Genomic DNA, 16,825 nt, shown 5'->3' on the forward strand with positions numbered 1-16,825 from the left:
TCAGCTAAATTCCTACAAGTTGATAACGCGGATAAGTGACACTCAATATGTGGTAAAGTGAAATATCGGTGACAATTTACGGTTCACTTCGTCTTCCGGAATGCAGAACAACGCTTGCGTTCGTTCGTCACAAAACCTTAACAACATCACATTCAGTTCGTTTTTCAGTCGCCTGACCGGGCCGGCGGAGAGGATTCATGGATAAGCGTACCGACCCCGCGACCCCGCCGGCGGCCGAGCCCGAGACGCCGGGCGACCCCGCGGCGCGCCAGGTGCGGCGGGCGCTGATCATCTTCAACCGGAATGCCGGCGGCGGACGCAAGGTGGCCCGGCTGGAGGAGACGGTGGCCCGCCTGACCGAGGCCGGGGTCGAAGTGACGATCCACCGCACCTCCTTCGCCGGCGACGCGGAGCAGACCGCCCATGCCGCCCGCTTCCTGGGCAGCGGGCCCGACGTGGTGATCTGCGCCGGCGGCGACGGGACGATCAACGAGGTGGTGAACGGCCTGGCCGGCGGCGACACGCCCCTGGCGCTGCTGCCGATCGGCACCGCCAACGTGCTGGCCGCCGAGATCGGCCTGGCGATCGATACCGACACGGTGGTCGACACGATCTTCACCGGCGTGCCGACGCCGATCTATCTGGGCATGGCGAATGGGCGCTACTTCACCCTGATGACCGGGGTCGGGCTGGATGCGGAAGTGGTGGCCAGCGTCGACAAGAAGCTGAAGCGCAAGACCGGCAAGCTGGCCTATGCGCTGGCCACCCTGAAGCGCTGGGCCGCCTATCGCGACCACCATTTCCGGGTGACGGTGGACGGGGTGGAGCACCGGGCGGCCGGCGCGATCGTCGCCAACGGCCATTATTACGGCGGCCGCTTCGTGTGCGCCGAGAACGCCCGGATCACCGAGCCCGGGCTGCATGTCTGCCTGTTCCAGAAGCCGGGGCGCTGGCAGGCGATCTACTACATGCTGGCGCTGTTCGGCGGCTTCCTGGACCGGCTGAACACCTATCGGGTGATCCCCGGCCGCGAGATCCACATCGACGACGACCGGGACGGGCCGGTCCAGGGCGACGGCGACATCATCACCCGCCTCCCGCTCACCATCGGCATCGGGCCGGAGACGGTGCGGATTCTGATGCCGCGCGGCGCATCCTGACCGCGATCAGCGGACGAGCTGGTTCGGCGCCTCGGACCAGACGGCCTGCCGCCACTTGCGGTCGGCGGTGGCGATGTACCCGCTCGGATTGCGCTGCCAGATCTCGCGCACCGCGTCGTTGCGGGACAGGTAGAGCTTGCCGTCGATGATGTCGAAGACCTTGGGGTCGGCCGCATAGGCCTTGCCCCGGGACATGCCGTACAGGCTGTAGCCGCCGTATTGCGGCGCGTAGAGCTCCGGATTCTCGCGGAAACGCAGGGCGTTCTCCGCCGAGGTGAAGTACCAGACGGTGCCCTGCCAGGTCACCTGGTGGGTGGCGGAGCCCGGGGCGGGCTCGCTCTCGAAGAAGTAGGAGACCGGGTCGTAGCCGCCGAGCGCGACACCGTCGCGCGCGAAGACCGGGGCCGATCCATGGGTGGCGGCCCCGCTGGCGGGAACGCCGGCGCCACAGGCGACGAAGACCGCGCCGATGGCGGCCGCACCCGTGATCACGGACAATCTGAAAAAGGCGGGCAGGTATCTCATGTGACTTCCTCTAGGCTCCGGCACGCGGCCGGTCCCTCCGCCCGATCCGCGATATGGGGAGCAGGCGTTCGGGTTGCCAGAGGAAAAGTGTCACAAATGTGAGAGGGCGCTTCAGCCCTCGCCGCCGCCGACCAGCAAGCCCTCGATCCGCAGGGTCGGGCTGTCCATGCCGTATTTCAGCTCCAGGTCGTCGGCCGCCACCAGGGAGGCGAACATCTCCTTCAGGTGCCCGCCGATGGTCATCTCGGAGACCGGGAAGGTGATCTCGCCGTTCTCGATCCAGTAGCCGGCCGCCCCGCGGCTGTAGTCGCCGGTGACCAGGTTGACGCTGGTGCCCATCATCTCGGTGACGAAGAAGCCGCTCTCGATGTCCTTGATCAGCTCCTCGGGAGAGACCTTGCCGGCGGCCATGTAGAAGTTGCTGACGCTCGGGCCGGGGGTGCCCCCGGTGCCGCGCGCGGCGTTGGCCGTGCTCTCCAGGCCGAGCTGGCGGGCGGTCGCCAGATCCAGGGTCCAACTCGTCAGTCGGCCGTTCTCGATCACCGCGCGCGGTTTCGTCGCCAGCCCCTCGGCGTCGAACGGCTTGGAGCGGAAGCCCCGCGGCCGGTGCGGGTCGTCGAAGATCTGGATGTCGTCGCGGAACAGCTGGGCGCCCATGGACTCCTTCAGGAAGCTGGTGCCCCGGGCGATCGACGTGCCGCTGATCGCCGAGGCGAGGTAGCCCAGCATGGAGCGAGCCGCCCGCGGCTCCATCACCACCGGCACCCGGCAGGTCTTGGGCCGGCGCGGGTTCAGGCGGCGTACGGCGCGCTCGCCGGCCCGCCGGCCGACCTCGGCCGGGTCGTCCAGGTCGGCGTCGAACACCTTGGCGCTGTAGTCGTGGTCGCGCTCCATCTTCTGGCCGGTGCCGGCGATGACGGAGACACCCAGCGAATAGCTGGAGCGCTTATAGGCGCCGGTGAAGCCATTGCTGGCCGCCAAGGTCACGTCGGTCACCCCGTAGCCGGCCTCGGCCCCTTCGGAATTGGTCACGCCGGCCACGGCGCGGGCGGCGTCCTCGGCGGCGCGGGCGCGCTCCACCAGGGTGTCGGCGCTCGGCTCGGTCGGGTCGAACATCTCGATCTGCGGCCAATCCTTCGCGATCTGCGAGGGCTCGGCGAGGCCGGCATAGGGATCCTCCGGCGCCACCTTGGCCATGGCGACCGCGCGCTCGATCATGTCGTCCAGGGCGTCGCCCTTCAGGTCGGTGGTGGAGACCACCGCCTGGCGCCGGCCGACGAAGACCCGCAGGCCGAGATCCTTGCCTTCGGAGCGTTCCACCGCCTCCGGCTTGCCCAGGCGCTGGGACACCGACTGCGACACGCCCTGGGCGAAAATGGCGTCCGCGGCGTCCGCCCCGGCCCGCTTCGCCCGGGTCAGGAGATCGTCGAGCAGATCATGCGGCGAAAGATCGGTCATGGAGGCTTCCTGTTCGGACTGGCGTCTGGTCGTGGGACCAATTAGAGGGCTGAGAGGGATGGTGCAACCATCCGACGGCTTTTACCCAAGGAGGGGTCGATGGGGTTGGATATGGAGCGCCTGAAGCGGATTGAGAATGGGCAGAAGGTCCAGGGCACCTTCTCGGCGGCGGAAATGGACCGGCGGCAGGCCGGGTTGCGGGCCATCCTGGACGAGCTGGGACTGGATGCGGCGATCCTGACCTCCTATCACGGCATCAACTACTACACCGATTTCCTCTACACCCGCTTCGGCCGGCGTTATGCCTGCGTCGTCACCGCCGACGCCGTGACCACGGTCAGCGCCAATATCGATGCCGGCCAGCCCTGGCGCCGCACCCACGGAGACAATCTAGTCTATACCGACTGGCGCCGGGACAACTGGTTCCACGCCCTGCAGACCCTCCTGCCGGGGGTGACGCGGATCGGCATCGAATACGACCATGTGGACCTGGACACCCGGCGCCTGCTGGGCGAGGCGTTTCCGGCGGCCGAGTTCGCCGATATCGCCGTCGCCGCCATGCGCCAGCGCATGACCAAGTCGGCGGAGGAGATCGCCCTGATCCGCGAGGGGGCCCGCATCGCCGATATCGGCGGGGCCGCCTGCGCCGAAGCGGTCGGCGTCGGCGTGCCGGAGCACGAGGTCGCCCTGCATTCGACCCAGGCCATGGTGCGCGAGATCGCCCGGTCCATGCCCCATGCCGAACTGATGGACACCTGGACCTGGTTCCAGTCCGGCATCAACACCGACGGCGCCCACAATCCGGTAACCTCCCGGCGGATCGAGGCGGGAGACATCCTGTCGCTGAACTGCTTCCCGATGATCGCCGGCTACTACACCGCGCTTGAGCGCACCCTGTTCTGCAAGTCGGTCTCCGACGCCCACCGGCGCTACTGGGACATCAACCTGGAGGTTTATCACGCCGGGCTGGCGCTGATGCGGCCGGGCAACCGCTGCTGCGACATCGCCAACGCGCTCAACGAGATCTACGCGCGCCACGGGGTGCTGGAGAATCGCACCTTCGGCTACGGCCATTCCTTCGGCGTGCTGTCCCACTATTACGGCCGCGAGGCGGGGCTGGAGCTGCGCGAGGACGTGGAGACGGTGCTGGAGCCGGGCATGGTGGTGTCGATGGAGCCGATGATCACCGTCCCGGAAGGCCAGCCGGGGGCTGGCGGCTACCGGGAGCACGACATCCTGATCATCACCGAGACCGGGGCGGAGAACATCACCGGCTTCCCGGTGGGGCCTGAGAAGAACGTGCTGGGGTGAGGGGCCGACACCCTTCATCCCCTCGCAAACTCACCCCTCTCCCACTCTCCCTCGCTCCCTCTCTCCCCGGATTTATTCCGGGGTGAGCGGGCCCGGCGGCTTCGCCTTCCGGGAGAGGCCCGCCCAAGCCGACGCGCTTGTCCCGGAACAAGTCCGGGAAGTGAATTGGGGGGTTCGGAAATCCCAACTCTCTCCCCAGATTTAGTCCGGGGTGAGCGGGTCAGGCGGCTTCGCCTTCCGGGAGAGGCCCGCCCAAACCGACACGCTGGTCCCGGAACAAGTCCGGGAAGTGAATTGGGGGGTTCGGAAATCCCAACTCTCTCCCCGGATTTAGTCCGGGGTGAGCGGGTCAGGCGGCTTCGCCTTGCGGGAGAGGCCCGCCCGAGCCGACGCGCTTGTCCCGGAACACGTCCGGGAAGTGCATTAGGAGGTTCACAAGTCCCACCCTCTCCCCGGATTTATTCCGGGGTGAGCGGGTCAGGCGGCTTCGCCTTCCGGGAGAGGCCCGCCGAAGCCGACGCGCTTGTCCCGGAACAAGTCCGGGAGTGAATTGGGAGGTTCACAATTCCCAACTCTCTCCCCGGATTTAGTCCGGGGCCCACGGTTGAGGTTGCACGCACGTGGGGGATGAGCCCGTCCACGCGGACCCGTAGGCCCCGGACTAAATCCGGGGAGTGTCGAGAGGGGGAGAACCCGCCAGCCCTCACCCCGTCCGGCGGGGTTTCTTGGGATACATCACCGCCGCCACCACGCCCGAGGCCGTCGCCAGGATCGCCAGGCCCACGATGGCGATGCGGAAGGCGTCTATCAGCGCTTCGCGGGCGGCGGCCACGATCAGGGGGCCCGCCTCCCCCGAACCCTCCGGTGCCGTCAGGCTGGCGAGGCTGCCCGGATCGCGGCCGATCGCCGCGCGCACCGCCTCGGGCATGGCGATCTCCGCCATCAGCGGCGCCTGCAGCCAGTTGAAGGCGATAAGCAGCAGCGGTCCCACCGCCGCCACCGCAATGAGAAAGGCGACCCGGCTGGCCGCGTTGTTCACCGCCGAGGCGATGCCCGCATGCCGGTCCTCCACCGCGTTCATCACCCCGGTGGTCAGCGGCGGAATCGACACCGCCATACCGATCCCGAGCACGAGCACCCCGGGCAGAAAGGTCGACCAGTAGGGCGTGCCCGTGGTCGGGATCGCCAGCATGCCCAGCCCCACCGCCGTGATCAGCGTCCCCGCCACCAGCGGCATCCGCGCGCCGTAGCGGTCGATCAGCGTCCCGCCCCAGCGGGCCAGCAGGAACAGCACCAGGGCGAAGGGCAGGAAGGCCGCCCCGGACTCCGTCGCCGTATAGCCGTAGAGCCGGATCAGGCCGAAGGGGAACAGGAACACCGCCGCCCCCAGCGCCCCGTAGAGCAACAGGGTCAGGACGTTGGCCGCCGCGAACTCCCGGTCGGCGAACAGGTGCAGCGGCATCAGCGGCATGGAGCAGCGCGCCTCGACCCGCACGAACAGGGCCAGGGCCAGGATGCCGAGGACACCGGTGGCGATGCCGATCCGCGAGTCGAAGCTCGCCTCGCCGGCCTGGATCAGGGCGTAGGACACCAGCCCCAGCCCGAGCATGGCGAGCAGCCCGCCGAGCCAGTCCGGATCGCCCCGCGCCTGCGGATTGCGGTTCTCCTCCACCGCGACCAGGGCCAGCACCAGGGCCAGGGCGGCGATCGGCGGGTTGATCCAGAACACCGAGGCCCAACCGAAACTATCCACCAGCCAGCCGCCCAGCACCGGGCCCCCGGCGGAGGTCACCGCGGCGAAGGCCGACCAGGCGCCGATCGCCCGGCCGCGCTTGTCCCGCGGGTAGGAGGCCGACAGGATTGCAAGGCTGTTCGGCACCAGCAGGGCCGCCCCCACCCCCTGGAACGCTCGGGCGATGATCAGCACCGGGGCGTTCTGCGCCATCGCGCAGGCTACGCTGGTCACCGCGAAGATCACCAGGCCGAGGATGAAGATCCGCCGCCGGCCGATCCGGTCGCCGAAGGCGCCGCCGAGCAGCAGCAGGGCCGCCAGGGTCAGCATGTAGCTGTTGGCGATCCACTGCAGGTCGCCCACCGACGCCCCGAGATCCCGCTGCATGTCCGCCAGCGCCACGTTGACCACCGAGCCGTCGATGAAGGCGAGGCTGGAGCCCAGCACCGTCGTCGCCAGGATCAGCCCGCGGCGCAGCCGGCCGAATTCGGCCGGCGCGATGTCGGAGGGCGGTGGTACGGCTGTGGTCGGCTCGGTCATGGCGGGCGCAATCTACTCAGGTCGGCGGGTTTATCCCACAGCATAGATGGGGGTGCGGCCGACGGCTGCGATGGCGGGGGCTCGCGGGCCCGCGACGGACCGCGCGATTGATGCCCGGGGCCGGCTTCGGTATAGGGGGCGGAACTCACGGCGGAGGGTGCCATGGTCTATTGGGTTATCGGCGGCGAATACACCGACACCAGCTTCACCACCATCGTCGGCGGCGACGCCGAGAAGAAGATCGGCCCGTTCGACGATTACGAGACCGCCAAGTCGGTCTGGGGCAAGCTCGCCTGGCAGCATGTGGACGACGCCCATGTGCGCTACCGCATCCTGAACGAGGAGGCGACGGAGTTCTGGGTGGTCGGCGGCGTGTACAAGTCCACCGACTTCACCGAGACCGCCGACGGATCGCCGGAGAAGAAGTTCGGACCGTTCGAAGACTACGAGGAGGCCAAGTCGGTCTGGTCACAGAAGGCCTGGGAGAGCGTCGACGACGCCCATTCCCGCTGGCGGATCGAGAAGATCAGCCACTGACCGCCACCGGGACGGCCAGGGGAACCTGCCGTCCCGCCACCTGGCGCAGCCTGAGCGCCAGCAGCACCCAGACCACGAACAGGCCGAGCGCCAGCCCGGCCCAGACCCCGGCACCGCCAAATCCCATGGGGAAGGCGAACAGCAGCGCCGAGCCGATCCCGATCGGCCAGTAGCCGACCAGGGCGATGATCATCGGCACGCGGGTGTCCTTGAAGCCGCGCAGGGCGCCCGCCGCCACCGATTGGCCGCCATCGGCGAACTGGAACAGCCCGGCGATCGCCAGGTAGGTCACCGCATGAGCCACGGCGGCATATTCCTCCGGGTTGTCGGTATCCAGGAACAGCGACACCAGCGGCTCGCCCCAGAACACGTAGAGCAGGGCCGAGGGCACCATCACCAGCACGCCGACCAGGGTCGCCACCCGGCCGGCCAGCACCGCGCCCTCGGGATCGCGCCGGCCGACCGCCAGCCCGACCCGCACCGTCGCCGCCTGGGCGACGCCGAACGGGATCATGAAGGCGATCGCGGCGAACTGCAGCGCCACCGCATGGCCCGCCAGCTCGGCCACGCCGATCAGCCCGATCAGGAAGCCGGTCGCCGCGAACAGCCCGGCCTCGGCGAGCTTGGTCAGGCCGATCGGCAGGCCGAGCGCCCAGAGTTCCCGGTACCGGGCCCAGTCGGCGCGCCAGAACCGCACCAGCAGCCTGTACCGCCGGAACCGCCGGTCGCGCAGGATATAGGCCAGCAGCACGAAGAACATGGTCGCCTGCACAAAGGTGGTCGCCAGGCCGAGGCCGTACAGCTCCAGCCGCGGCAGGCCGAACTCCCCGAACATCAGCACGTAGTCGGCCGCCGCGTTCACCGGGATGCCCACGGCCAGGATCCACATGGCCGGGCGCGGACGGCCATGGGCGGCGATGAAGTTGCGCAGCAGGGCGAAGCCGGCCATGAAGGGCAGGCCCCACATCACCCCGTCGCAATAGGTCTGCGCCCGGGCCGACAGCACCGGGTCCTGTCCCATGGCCAGCAGCATGTCCTCGGCATTGCCGAAATACAGCCAGGCCGCCGGCGTCACCGACAGGATCAGCCACATCGCCTGGCGAAAGGTCCGGCGCACCCCCTTGTAGCGCCGGCCGCCCAGCTCCTGGGCGAACATGGCGGAGCTGGCGAACAGCACGCCCAGCAGGGTGACGAAGACCGGGAAGTAGAAGCTGTGGCCGAGCTGGGCCGCCGCCAGCGCCTCGGGGCCGAGATAGCCCGTCATCAGCACGTCGGTGGTCTGCAGCGCCATCTGGGCGAGCTGGGTCGCGGCGATCGGGATCGCCAGGGCCAGGGTGGTGCGGACTTCCGTCGCGAAGGCGGTGGGCGCCCGGCGCTCGGACAGGACGGGGTCGGGGGAGACCATGCGCTGCTCCATGGGGTGCGCGGGGGGCGCACCGGACCCCGGCTCTAGAAGCGGGGGGCCGTCGGGTCAAGCGTATTCCCCCGGCCTGCTGCAACCGTGACGCTCGCGGTCAGGCCAGAATCAGCTCCGCCAGAACCCCGGCATGGTCGCTGCCGGCCACACCGTCCACCGGCTCGGCACCGACCAGCCGGGTGGTCGCCGAGGCCGGCGGCAGGGACCGCGCCGACAGGAAGTCGATGCGCCGGCCGGCCATCGTCGGCTCGGGCCGTTCCGCCGCCAGATCCCGGAACCCGGCCGCCAGCAGCGCGCCCAGCGCCGCATCGCCCGGTTCCGCGTTCAGATCGCCGCCGAGGAGGGTCGGCGCCTCAGGGTCCAGGACGTCCAGCACCCGCAGGATCTGATCACGGCGCAGGTGGTCGCCATCGGTCAGATGGGTGAGGTGCAGGTTGACCACGTCGAGCCCGTCGATGCGCGCGATCTGGGCGATCCGGTCCGGGTCGTCGGGATGGGGCGGCAGGGCGATCACCCGGTGCGCAGAGGCGGCCTCGCGGCTCAGAAGCGCGAGCCCGTTGGTGCTGTCGACCATCGTGCCGTCCTCGCTCGGCCGCGGCTTGGGCCGGGCGGGGGCGGCGAGACACCGCATGCCCAGCGCCCCGGCGATCGAGGCGGCCGTGTCGCAGCCGCCGCCGACGAAGGCCTCCTGCAGAAGAACGATGTCCGGACGTGCGGCCGCCGCCGCCGAGATCATCGCCTCCAGCCGCGCGCGGTAGGGCGGGGCGTTCTTCCAGGTATTCCAGGTGAGGATGCGCATGGGCCCTCTATAGCGCGTCCGTGTGACGGTTTCCGTGCCGCATCCGAATGGCGGAATTCGTCATTCTCCGCGTTGCGGCCGGTCCCGGCGCGTGCTTCGCTTCGCCCAGGATCCTGACCGAACAAGGATCCATGGGAGGAAACCAACGCATGTTCCGTGAGAATGCCCTGAAGGCGAAGATTGCCCGTGGCGAGCCGACCCTGGGCGTGTGGCTGCAGATGTCCGAGCCGTCGATTGCCGAGATCGCCAGCCTGGTCGGCTACGACTGCCTGATCCTGGACAACGAGCACGGCTTCGCCTCGCTCGACACCACCGTGCACATGATGCGCGCCGCCCAGGCCGGCAACGCCACCTGCATGGTGCGCTGCCCGGGCTCCGACGGCGACTACATGAAGCGGGTGCTGGATGCCGGGGCCGAGGCGCTGATGATCCCGATGGTGGAAAGTGCCGAAGAAGCGAAGTCGATCGTCGATGCCTGCCGCTACCCGCCCCAGGGCCGCCGCGGCTATTCCGCCCCGACCGTGCGCGCCTCGGGCTATGGCGCGGCTCCGGACTACGCCAAGCGGGCGAACGAGAACCTGCTGATCTGCGTCCAGCTCGAATCCCACACCGCCGTGGCCGAGGCCGAGGCCATCGCCGCGGTGGACGGGGTCGATCTGGTCTTCATCGGCGTCGCCGACCTGTCCGGATCGCTCGGCCTGCTGGAGAAGCCCGGCGAGGCGAAGGTCACCGAGCAGATCAACGCCGCCGAGGCCGCGATCCGCAAGGCCGGCAAGCCCATGGGCACGATCCCGCGCCCGGGCCACAGCCTCACCGAGCTGGTGGCCGAGGGCTATTCCTTCGTCGCCGGCCTGGCCGACGCCTACCTGATCCGCGCCGGCATGCAGGCCGATGTGGAGGCGTTCCGGGAGGGGCTGGCACGCCGATAGTTTGGCGAGTATCCTATTTTGGCGCCGATGCGGAGACGCCGACCATCCGATCGAGGAGGGTGGTGTCTTCGGTTGTTTGAAGGCGCCGAACCGGTGTTTCTCCAGGCGTCTCGTACGGCCTCCCGCGCCGAAAAACCTGCGCTGACCAGGGTTTGCGCTGGCCTTCCAGCGGCCCAGACCTTCGTCTGAGGATATACTTGTCCCGTTGCAGATCGTCATTGACAGGGCGAAATCGGCGCTATACCTCGCGATTTGGCGCGCCGCTTCAAATCCGACGGCAGTCCTGCTTTCCCGAATACCGCGAACTGTGACGAATGGGAAAAAATATCACATGGACACCTACAAACTTGCCCAAGAACTTGTTGAAACTGATCCGGTAGAATCGGAAGTAATTTTCAGGCGGATATTTAAAAAAACCGGCTTAAACTTGCATGACACCCTAGTTAATAACTATAAGAGAACCGAGGGACTTGAAACTCTTATAAGAAATATTGCTTTGTCTGCAAGACGTGCCAATATGTTTTTAGAACGCGGGTCGAAGGAGCAGGACCCGAGCGCAAAGAACTATGTCGATCTTGATCGAACGGTATCTGAAATAAGCAATGGTTTTATAATAAACCAGCACAATCTCATATCAGAGACTATCGATAAGAATCCTGTTGTTGCTCCTAGCCAGTTCTGGAGAAAACACCTGATAAATCACGTGAAAATGCTAATCGACGATGGCATTGATAACTTTAAAAGAACATTAGGTCATAATTACATTAATTTCCTAAACAAATCTCCAGCAAGTATCCATTTTAAGAGCCACTTGGACTTGTGGAAACTTCATGGATCCACGGATGTTTTCCTGATCGACTCGGACGCACCGGGTTCGATTGGCCTGAAGGCTGACGTGCAGCACTTTAACAGTGTTCAAATCAACAATGCAGAAACCTGGAGGGTCTATACATTTCTCGTCAGTTTGATGTGGGAATATGCAATCATTGTTGACGAGCACAAGATTTTAACGCGTCTACAAGAACCCCTCTACGGAAACCCCCTGAAGATCCGTCGACGGTCGAGACTGATTGGCCAGGATCTGACTCACTCCGTAGCGGAGTACAGCCTTATCAAGAGTAAGACAAATCTTCAAGATGACATACGCGTATTGGAGATTGGGAGCGGTTATGGGCGCCTAGCTCATTTGTACAAATACTTGGGCGCAAAAAAATACGTGATGGTCGACATCAGCCCCGCGATCATCGTTGCGCAAAACTATATGCACAATATCATGCCAAACCTGAAATATTTTGATTTCAGGCCCATCGATAACTTTCAATCTGTTGAGAGGGAATTTGAAGAAGCTGATGTTTGCTTCATGAGCGCTGATCAGATTGCGCTTTTGCCAGACAAATATTTTGATCTGGCGATAAATGTCTGCTCCCTTATGGAAATGAAATTAGAGACAATTGACTATTATCTAAAACAAATCAGCCGCACGACAACGGGGTATTTCTATACCAAGCAATGGACGCTACAGAAGAACCTACAGGATAAAATCCAACTGACAAAAGACGACTATCCGATCCCCAGTGACTGGACCCAAATTGCAGACCGAGTGGATCCGGCTTTCACACGACTGTTTGAACAAATCTGGAAAGTGAAGTGAGGTCCCGGGCAGGGTAAGTTGAGGCCGCATTTCGCTGCAACCTTCAGTCACGAGGACGGTTTTGCCAGTTCCCCCGTCGATGCTCGCCCCAGGACCGGCCGCTTGGTAAAGTGGAGCAAACGGAGGGCGCCTATGGGCCTCGCGCGGCATGCATTCCTGATCGGGTCACTGGTCCTGCTGACCGGCTGCGGCTCGCTTGGCGTGTTCGAGACCGAGCAGCAGCGCCAGGCCCGGGTCGATGCCGCCGTCCGGCAGGCGCTCGAGCGCGAGCGAGACCGGCAGGCAAATCTCGTCGACCGGCGTATCGAACCCATGCTCGACAGCCAGCAGACCCGGGACGACCGGCTCGCCGGGCTGGAGCGGATGACGGTGGCCATGTATGAGCGGCTGGAGGCCCTGGAGGGGTCGGGCGCCCGGAGGTCCGCCGCCGATGCCGGCGCCGGCGACCCCGCCCTGCAGGCCGAGATGGAGTCCCTGCGCCAGGACGTGGCGGCCCTGACGGCGGCGGTGTCGCGGCTTTCCGCCGGGGACACCGACAGCGAGGCCGTGCTGCGCGCCCGGCTGGAGCGGCTGGAGCTGCGGACCAGCCGGATCGCCTGGCCGCCGGCCAGCAGCGAGGTCCGGGCGGTGCATCTGGCCAGCTACCGCTCCCACGAAGCCGCCCTGGCCGGCTGGGAGGTGCTGCTCAACCGCTACCGCGACGCGCTGGACGAGGAGACCCCGACCCTGGTCGAGGTGCGGACGGTGGCCGGCGAATACGTTCGGCTGTTCGCCGGGGTCGGCCGCGACCAGCAGGAGCTGTTGCGAGTCCGCGAGGCCCTGCGCGACGGCGGCGACTACGCCATGATCCTGCCCCTGCCCGGCAACGCCGGAAGCTGACCGACCGCGCGCCGCACGTCAGCGCGGGTGGACGATGACGCTCCAGCCGGGCGGGTAGCGGTAGTGGGTGGGCGCCTGACCGGCCTGCTCGACCACCATGCGCCAGTCGTCGATCGGAAGCCGCGGGTGGCGCACGAACTTCCCGTCGACCAGGGAGACCCCCATCAGGACAAGGGCAGCGGCCGACAGCAGGCGCAGCCGGCGCAGATCCGGATCGCCGAGCATCGAGAGCAGAACCAGCAGCCACATGGCGGACTGGACGTAGTAGTACCGCTCGGCCACCCCGTGGGGGAACACCTCCGGCTCAGCGCCGAAACGCAGGGCGACGGAGAGGGTGAGGATCAGGGCGAACAGCACCAGGCCGGCCCGCCAGATCCGATCGCGGCCCATCGCGACGGCGGCCAGAACCGCCGCCGGGACGACGATCGCCTGGACGCTGCCGCCCATGGAGCGGCGCAGCACCGCCACACCGGCCTCATAGAGCTTCGCCGCGGTCACCCCGCCCAGCCCCGGCCCGTAGGTGTCGGACATGGCCAGGGCCTGGAGCGCCGCCGTACCGGCGACCGTGACGATCAGCAGGGCCTGGCCGGGGCCGGGCATCCGGCGCAGGACCATCCGGACCGCCACCGTCGCCGCCAGGGCGAACAGCGAGAACGGCCCCGAGAGGCCGGCCAGCACCACAAAGGCGACGGCGTTGATCCGGACCATCCCCGCCCGCTGCACCGGCGCCAGCAGCACCGCGATCAGGCCGACCGCCAGGATCCACTGCAGGTTGGTCGGCGAGGACAGGACCTCGGTGCCGCCGATGGCGAGAAACGGCGCCAGGTACAGCGGCGGCCACAGCCCCCGCGCGGGCATCACCAGGTAGATCGTCACCGCGCACCACAGGGCGACGAGCTGGCTGGCCACCAGATAGACGAGAACCGTGTGCTCCAGCGGAAAGGCGCCGGCAAAGGCCGCGACCAGCCGGGGTGCGAGGTGGAGATAGCCGTTATAGGGATGCAGCAGGCTGGCGAGGCCCATCCGCTGCCATTCCGCGAAGAAGACGTTGCCGTCCTCGGCCCAGAAGTTCGGGTGCAGGAAGGCGTCCGGCCCGCGCAGGTAGACCACGGCCAGGCTGGCGAGCAGTATCGCGGGGATCGCCCAGACTCTCTGCCCCACAGCGGGGCCGGTGTCGTTCGTCATTCGGGGCCGGCCCGTCGCGGTTATCAAGACTGCCCGGATTATACGCAGGCCGTACCCATCACAAAGACCGGGTTTGCCGGACGGTCGCGCTATGGAGGGAAATGGTGCCGCAAGAGGGACTTGAACCCCCGACCCACGCATTACGAATGCGTTGCTCTACCATCTGAGCTATTGCGGCCCCGTGGGCGCCGGTGCGCCTATCGCGTTCGGCGCCCTAGATACGGAGGAAGTGGCGGAGATGCAAGCGTCGCGTCACCGCCGGCCGGATATCAAACGCCGGGTCAGCGGAACGAGAGCGCCCCGATCCCGGGGAACACCTGCCCCAGGGAGCCGCTGTCGATCGCGGCGGAGCCGCCCCGGCCTTCGAACAGGTCCCGCAGCGGGACCTCGTCGCCGAGACGGAAGGCGGCCAGCGCATCCTGGACGGCCTTGACCCTCTCCAGCCCGCTGCGCGCCGCGGCCAGCCGCTCGCGCGCGGCCTCGCTGAGATTGCTGTCGGTGCTGCCGGTATCGACCCGCTGATAGGTCCCGCTGGTCAGTCCGGCGCGGATCTGCCCCTGGCTGAGCCCCAGGCTGCGGCCATCGGTGGCCAGTACCCTTGTATCCTCGGCGGCGACCTTGCCACCGCGGGCCACGCCGACCTCCAGGGCGAACTGCCGGATCGACGCGAAGGCGCTGCCGCCGGCCCCGTCCGCCACCGAGACGTCGAGGGCGGCGATCCGCAGCTGGACGGCGACCTCCTCGCCCTTGGCCTCGGCCTCGTCCAGGGTCTTGGAGATCTCGCCGACTACCCGGTCGACGATGGCGGTCACGCCCTCGCGGGAGCTGAAGGCGCTGGCGACGGCCTCGATCGCCTGGCGCAGGCGGTCGCGGAAGGTCACGTCGTCGCGGCCATCGGGCTCGACGGTGATGTAGCCGGGATCGTTGGGGAGGAACGGACGGAATTTCGGCGCTTCGCTCTTCTCGGCGGCGCGAGTCGACGTCTGCTGCTGACGCGCGGCTGCGGTCAGCGAAGCTGTTTGAGACGATACGGCGACAGCGGTGTTACCGCCGGCCGCGCTATCAATCGTCGCGACCATGACACTGTCCTTTCTGGACGGCTCAGGCGGGTCCCCATCAACGCCTGTGCGGTCTTAGCCACCTGGCATTCTCGCCAGATCGATCGAATTCTATCCAATTCGCAGCAAAATGCCAAGCCGGTATTAAGGCGCCGTTAAGCATGGAGTCAAGGGATCGGCCGATTCGCGCGATCGGCGGCGGCCGCCCCCTGACGCCATGGCCGGCGCCGAACCGTCGCTATGCAGCGCTGGCGGTGCCGGAGGCGGGCGGTTTCGGATTGTCCTCGACCTCGGCGGTCAGTTCCACGATCGGCCCGACCGCGTCGCCGTCCTGGGTGACCAGGGCCGGCGGCACCACGGCCACCCGCGGCGGGCGGGTCCATCCCACCGTGTCGAAGGCGCCGCAATTGCCGCAGGTCGCGGTCCATTGCGCCGCCACGGCACCACAGGAATCGCAGGTCCAGGCGGGATCGCTCGGCGCGTAGGCCGCCCGCTCCAGCCATTGGCGCGCGGCGGTGACGTTGCCGTGCTCGCCTTCCTCCAGCCGGGCCCAGAGCGCACAGGCGCGGGGGCCGACATCCTCGGGATCCAGCGCCGAGAGCTGGGCCCGCGCCTCGCCCCAGAAGTCGCCGTCCAGCGCCGTCTCGGCGACGGCCAGCCGGCTTTCGGGATGGTCCGGCAGCTTCTCCACCATGGACTGGATCTTGCGCAGCAGCATGGAGACAGTCTCGCCCGCCCACAGGCTGCGCATCACCGAGGCGAGGTCCGGATGGGGTGCGAGCTTCCACTGGTCGGCGACCAGCTTGCGCGCCTTGTCCTTGCGGCCGGTGGCGCCCAGCAGGGTCGCCTCGGCCGCGATGGCGGGCACGAAATCCGGCTGACTCTCCCGCGCCTTGGCGGCGAGGTCCAGGGAGTCCGCCTGGGTGTCGGCCAGCCGCGAGCGCTCGATCAGCAGGGCCGCGCGATGCCGCCGGCCCTCGGGACGCGGAATCAGCCCACGCTTGACCGCGTCGTAGAGGGCCGCCTGCGCTTCGGCCCAGCGGCCGGCCCGGGCCAGGCCGAAGATCCGGGTGGTCGCCACCTGGACCGAGTTCGGCCGCAGCTTGTACGCCTCCTCGGCCAGTTCCAGCACATGGGCGTCGTCGCCCCTTGCATCGGCCAGCCGCATCAGGCCGACCAGCCCGATGAAGGCGGTGTCCTTATCGTCGCGCAGGGCGGCGAAATAGCGGGCAGCGGCGGCGGCATCGCCGCTCAAGGCGGCCGCCTGGGCCGACAGCAGCCGGGTCAGGCTCGGCTCGCGCAGCAGCCGGTCGGCCTCGCGCGCCAGCCGCTTGGCCTCCTCGCCGTCGCCGACGGCCACGGCGGCCATGCCCTGGACCAGGGCCTTGTAACCTTCCTCGTGGCGATGGGCGCTCCGGTGACGCCAGAAGGAGAACGGCGCGCGCACGGTCGCGAGAGCGGCCCGCCAGCCCACCGCGGCGATCCACAGGGCGATGCCGATCACCAGCAGGAACATCGCGAACGGCGTCTCCAGCCGCCAGCCGAGCCAGTCGACCCGGACACCGCCCGGGTTCTGCACCAGCCAGACCGCGACGGCGACGAAGACGGCGAGCTGAACGAGATAGATCAGGGAGCGGCGCATGG

The 16,825-nt window shown here is 67.4% G+C and carries 14 protein-coding genes and 1 tRNA gene; 6 read left to right on the top strand and 9 right to left on the bottom strand.

Translation table 11 applies throughout. The features are described from left to right. Positions 1 to 197 precede the first annotated feature (197 nt). Positions 198 to 1,160: a diacylglycerol/lipid kinase family protein gene (locus ACOQOP_RS17770; RefSeq protein ID WP_420563148.1), complete on the top strand. Its 963-nt coding sequence runs from the start codon at positions 198 to 200 to the stop codon at positions 1,158 to 1,160. A 6-nt stretch (positions 1,161 to 1,166) separates the two neighbouring features. On the opposite strand, the gene ACOQOP_RS17775 is transcribed toward ACOQOP_RS17770, so the two are convergent. Continuing rightward, complete coding sequence (locus tag ACOQOP_RS17775; RefSeq protein WP_420563149.1) at positions 1,167 to 1,685, bottom strand: YHS domain-containing (seleno)protein; 519 nt, start codon at positions 1,683 to 1,685, stop codon at positions 1,167 to 1,169. Between the two features lie 111 nt (positions 1,686 to 1,796). Next, on the bottom strand, positions 1,797 to 3,143 hold the full coding sequence (locus ACOQOP_RS17780; protein ID WP_420563150.1) for a TldD/PmbA family protein: 1,347 nt from the start codon (positions 3,141 to 3,143) through the stop codon (positions 1,797 to 1,799). Between the two features lie 99 nt (positions 3,144 to 3,242). Between ACOQOP_RS17780 and ACOQOP_RS17785 the strand changes: the two genes are divergently transcribed. Beyond that, positions 3,243 to 4,454: an aminopeptidase P family protein gene (locus tag ACOQOP_RS17785; protein WP_420563151.1), complete on the top strand. Its 1,212-nt coding sequence runs from the start codon at positions 3,243 to 3,245 to the stop codon at positions 4,452 to 4,454. Positions 4,455 to 5,157: 703 nt separating this feature from the next. Here the strand turns inward: ACOQOP_RS17785 and ACOQOP_RS17790 are convergent. Beyond that, complete coding sequence (locus ACOQOP_RS17790; RefSeq protein WP_420563152.1) at positions 5,158 to 6,726, bottom strand: MFS transporter; 1,569 nt, start codon at positions 6,724 to 6,726, stop codon at positions 5,158 to 5,160. A gap of 162 nt (positions 6,727 to 6,888) precedes the next feature. On the opposite strand from ACOQOP_RS17790, the gene ACOQOP_RS17795 reads away from it, so the two are divergent. Next, positions 6,889 to 7,263, top strand: a complete 375-nt coding sequence (locus ACOQOP_RS17795) for a DUF4170 domain-containing protein (protein ID WP_420563153.1) — start codon at positions 6,889 to 6,891, stop codon at positions 7,261 to 7,263. On the opposite strand, the gene ACOQOP_RS17800 is transcribed toward ACOQOP_RS17795, so the two are convergent. Together ACOQOP_RS17800 and ACOQOP_RS17805 are read right to left on the bottom strand one after the other, a co-directional pair. Continuing rightward, positions 7,253 to 8,668, bottom strand: a complete 1,416-nt coding sequence (locus ACOQOP_RS17800) for an MATE family efflux transporter (protein WP_420563154.1) — start codon at positions 8,666 to 8,668, stop codon at positions 7,253 to 7,255. The two genes, ACOQOP_RS17795 and ACOQOP_RS17800, sit on opposite strands and share 11 nt — an antisense overlap. Positions 8,669 to 8,777: 109 nt before the next feature. Then, positions 8,778 to 9,479, bottom strand: coding sequence for an endonuclease/exonuclease/phosphatase family protein (locus tag ACOQOP_RS17805; RefSeq protein ID WP_420563155.1), 702 nt, complete (start codon positions 9,477 to 9,479; stop codon positions 8,778 to 8,780). Between the two features lie 149 nt (positions 9,480 to 9,628). Here ACOQOP_RS17805 and ACOQOP_RS17810 point away from each other — a divergent pair, with 149 nt between their 5' ends. The 3 genes from ACOQOP_RS17810 (at position 9,629) to ACOQOP_RS17820 (ending at position 12,938) form a co-directional block, all read left to right on the top strand. Further along, the gene (locus tag ACOQOP_RS17810) at positions 9,629 to 10,408 is read left to right on the top strand and encodes an HpcH/HpaI aldolase family protein (protein WP_420563156.1); all 780 of its coding nucleotides are present in this window, start codon (positions 9,629 to 9,631) and stop codon (positions 10,406 to 10,408) included. A 331-nt stretch (positions 10,409 to 10,739) separates the two neighbouring features. Continuing rightward, positions 10,740 to 12,059, top strand: a complete 1,320-nt coding sequence (locus ACOQOP_RS17815; protein WP_420563157.1) for a putative sugar O-methyltransferase — start codon at positions 10,740 to 10,742, stop codon at positions 12,057 to 12,059. Between the two features lie 132 nt (positions 12,060 to 12,191). After that, entirely contained in the window at positions 12,192 to 12,938 is a 747-nt protein-coding gene (locus ACOQOP_RS17820; protein WP_420563158.1) for a hypothetical protein, read from the top strand. A gap of 18 nt (positions 12,939 to 12,956) precedes the next feature. Here the strand turns inward: ACOQOP_RS17820 and ACOQOP_RS17825 are convergent, their stop codons facing one another. The 4 genes from ACOQOP_RS17825 to ACOQOP_RS17840 form a co-directional block, all read right to left on the bottom strand. After that, positions 12,957 to 14,123: a hypothetical protein gene (locus ACOQOP_RS17825; RefSeq protein WP_420563159.1), complete on the bottom strand. Its 1,167-nt coding sequence runs from the start codon at positions 14,121 to 14,123 to the stop codon at positions 12,957 to 12,959. Between the two features lie 102 nt (positions 14,124 to 14,225). Next, positions 14,226 to 14,301, bottom strand: a tRNA-Thr gene (locus ACOQOP_RS17830). Positions 14,302 to 14,404: 103 nt separating this feature from the next. Next, the gene (locus ACOQOP_RS17835; protein WP_420563160.1) at positions 14,405 to 15,202 is read right to left on the bottom strand and encodes a hypothetical protein; all 798 of its coding nucleotides are present in this window, start codon (positions 15,200 to 15,202) and stop codon (positions 14,405 to 14,407) included. Positions 15,203 to 15,419: 217 nt separating this feature from the next. Further along, complete coding sequence (locus ACOQOP_RS17840; protein WP_420563161.1) at positions 15,420 to 16,823, bottom strand: heme biosynthesis protein HemY; 1,404 nt, start codon at positions 16,821 to 16,823, stop codon at positions 15,420 to 15,422. Positions 16,824 to 16,825 lie beyond the last annotated feature (2 nt).

The sequence above is a fragment of the Thalassobaculum sp. genome (assembly GCF_965223715.1).
In the GTDB taxonomy this organism is placed as follows: Bacteria; Pseudomonadota; Alphaproteobacteria; order Thalassobaculales; family Thalassobaculaceae; genus Thalassobaculum.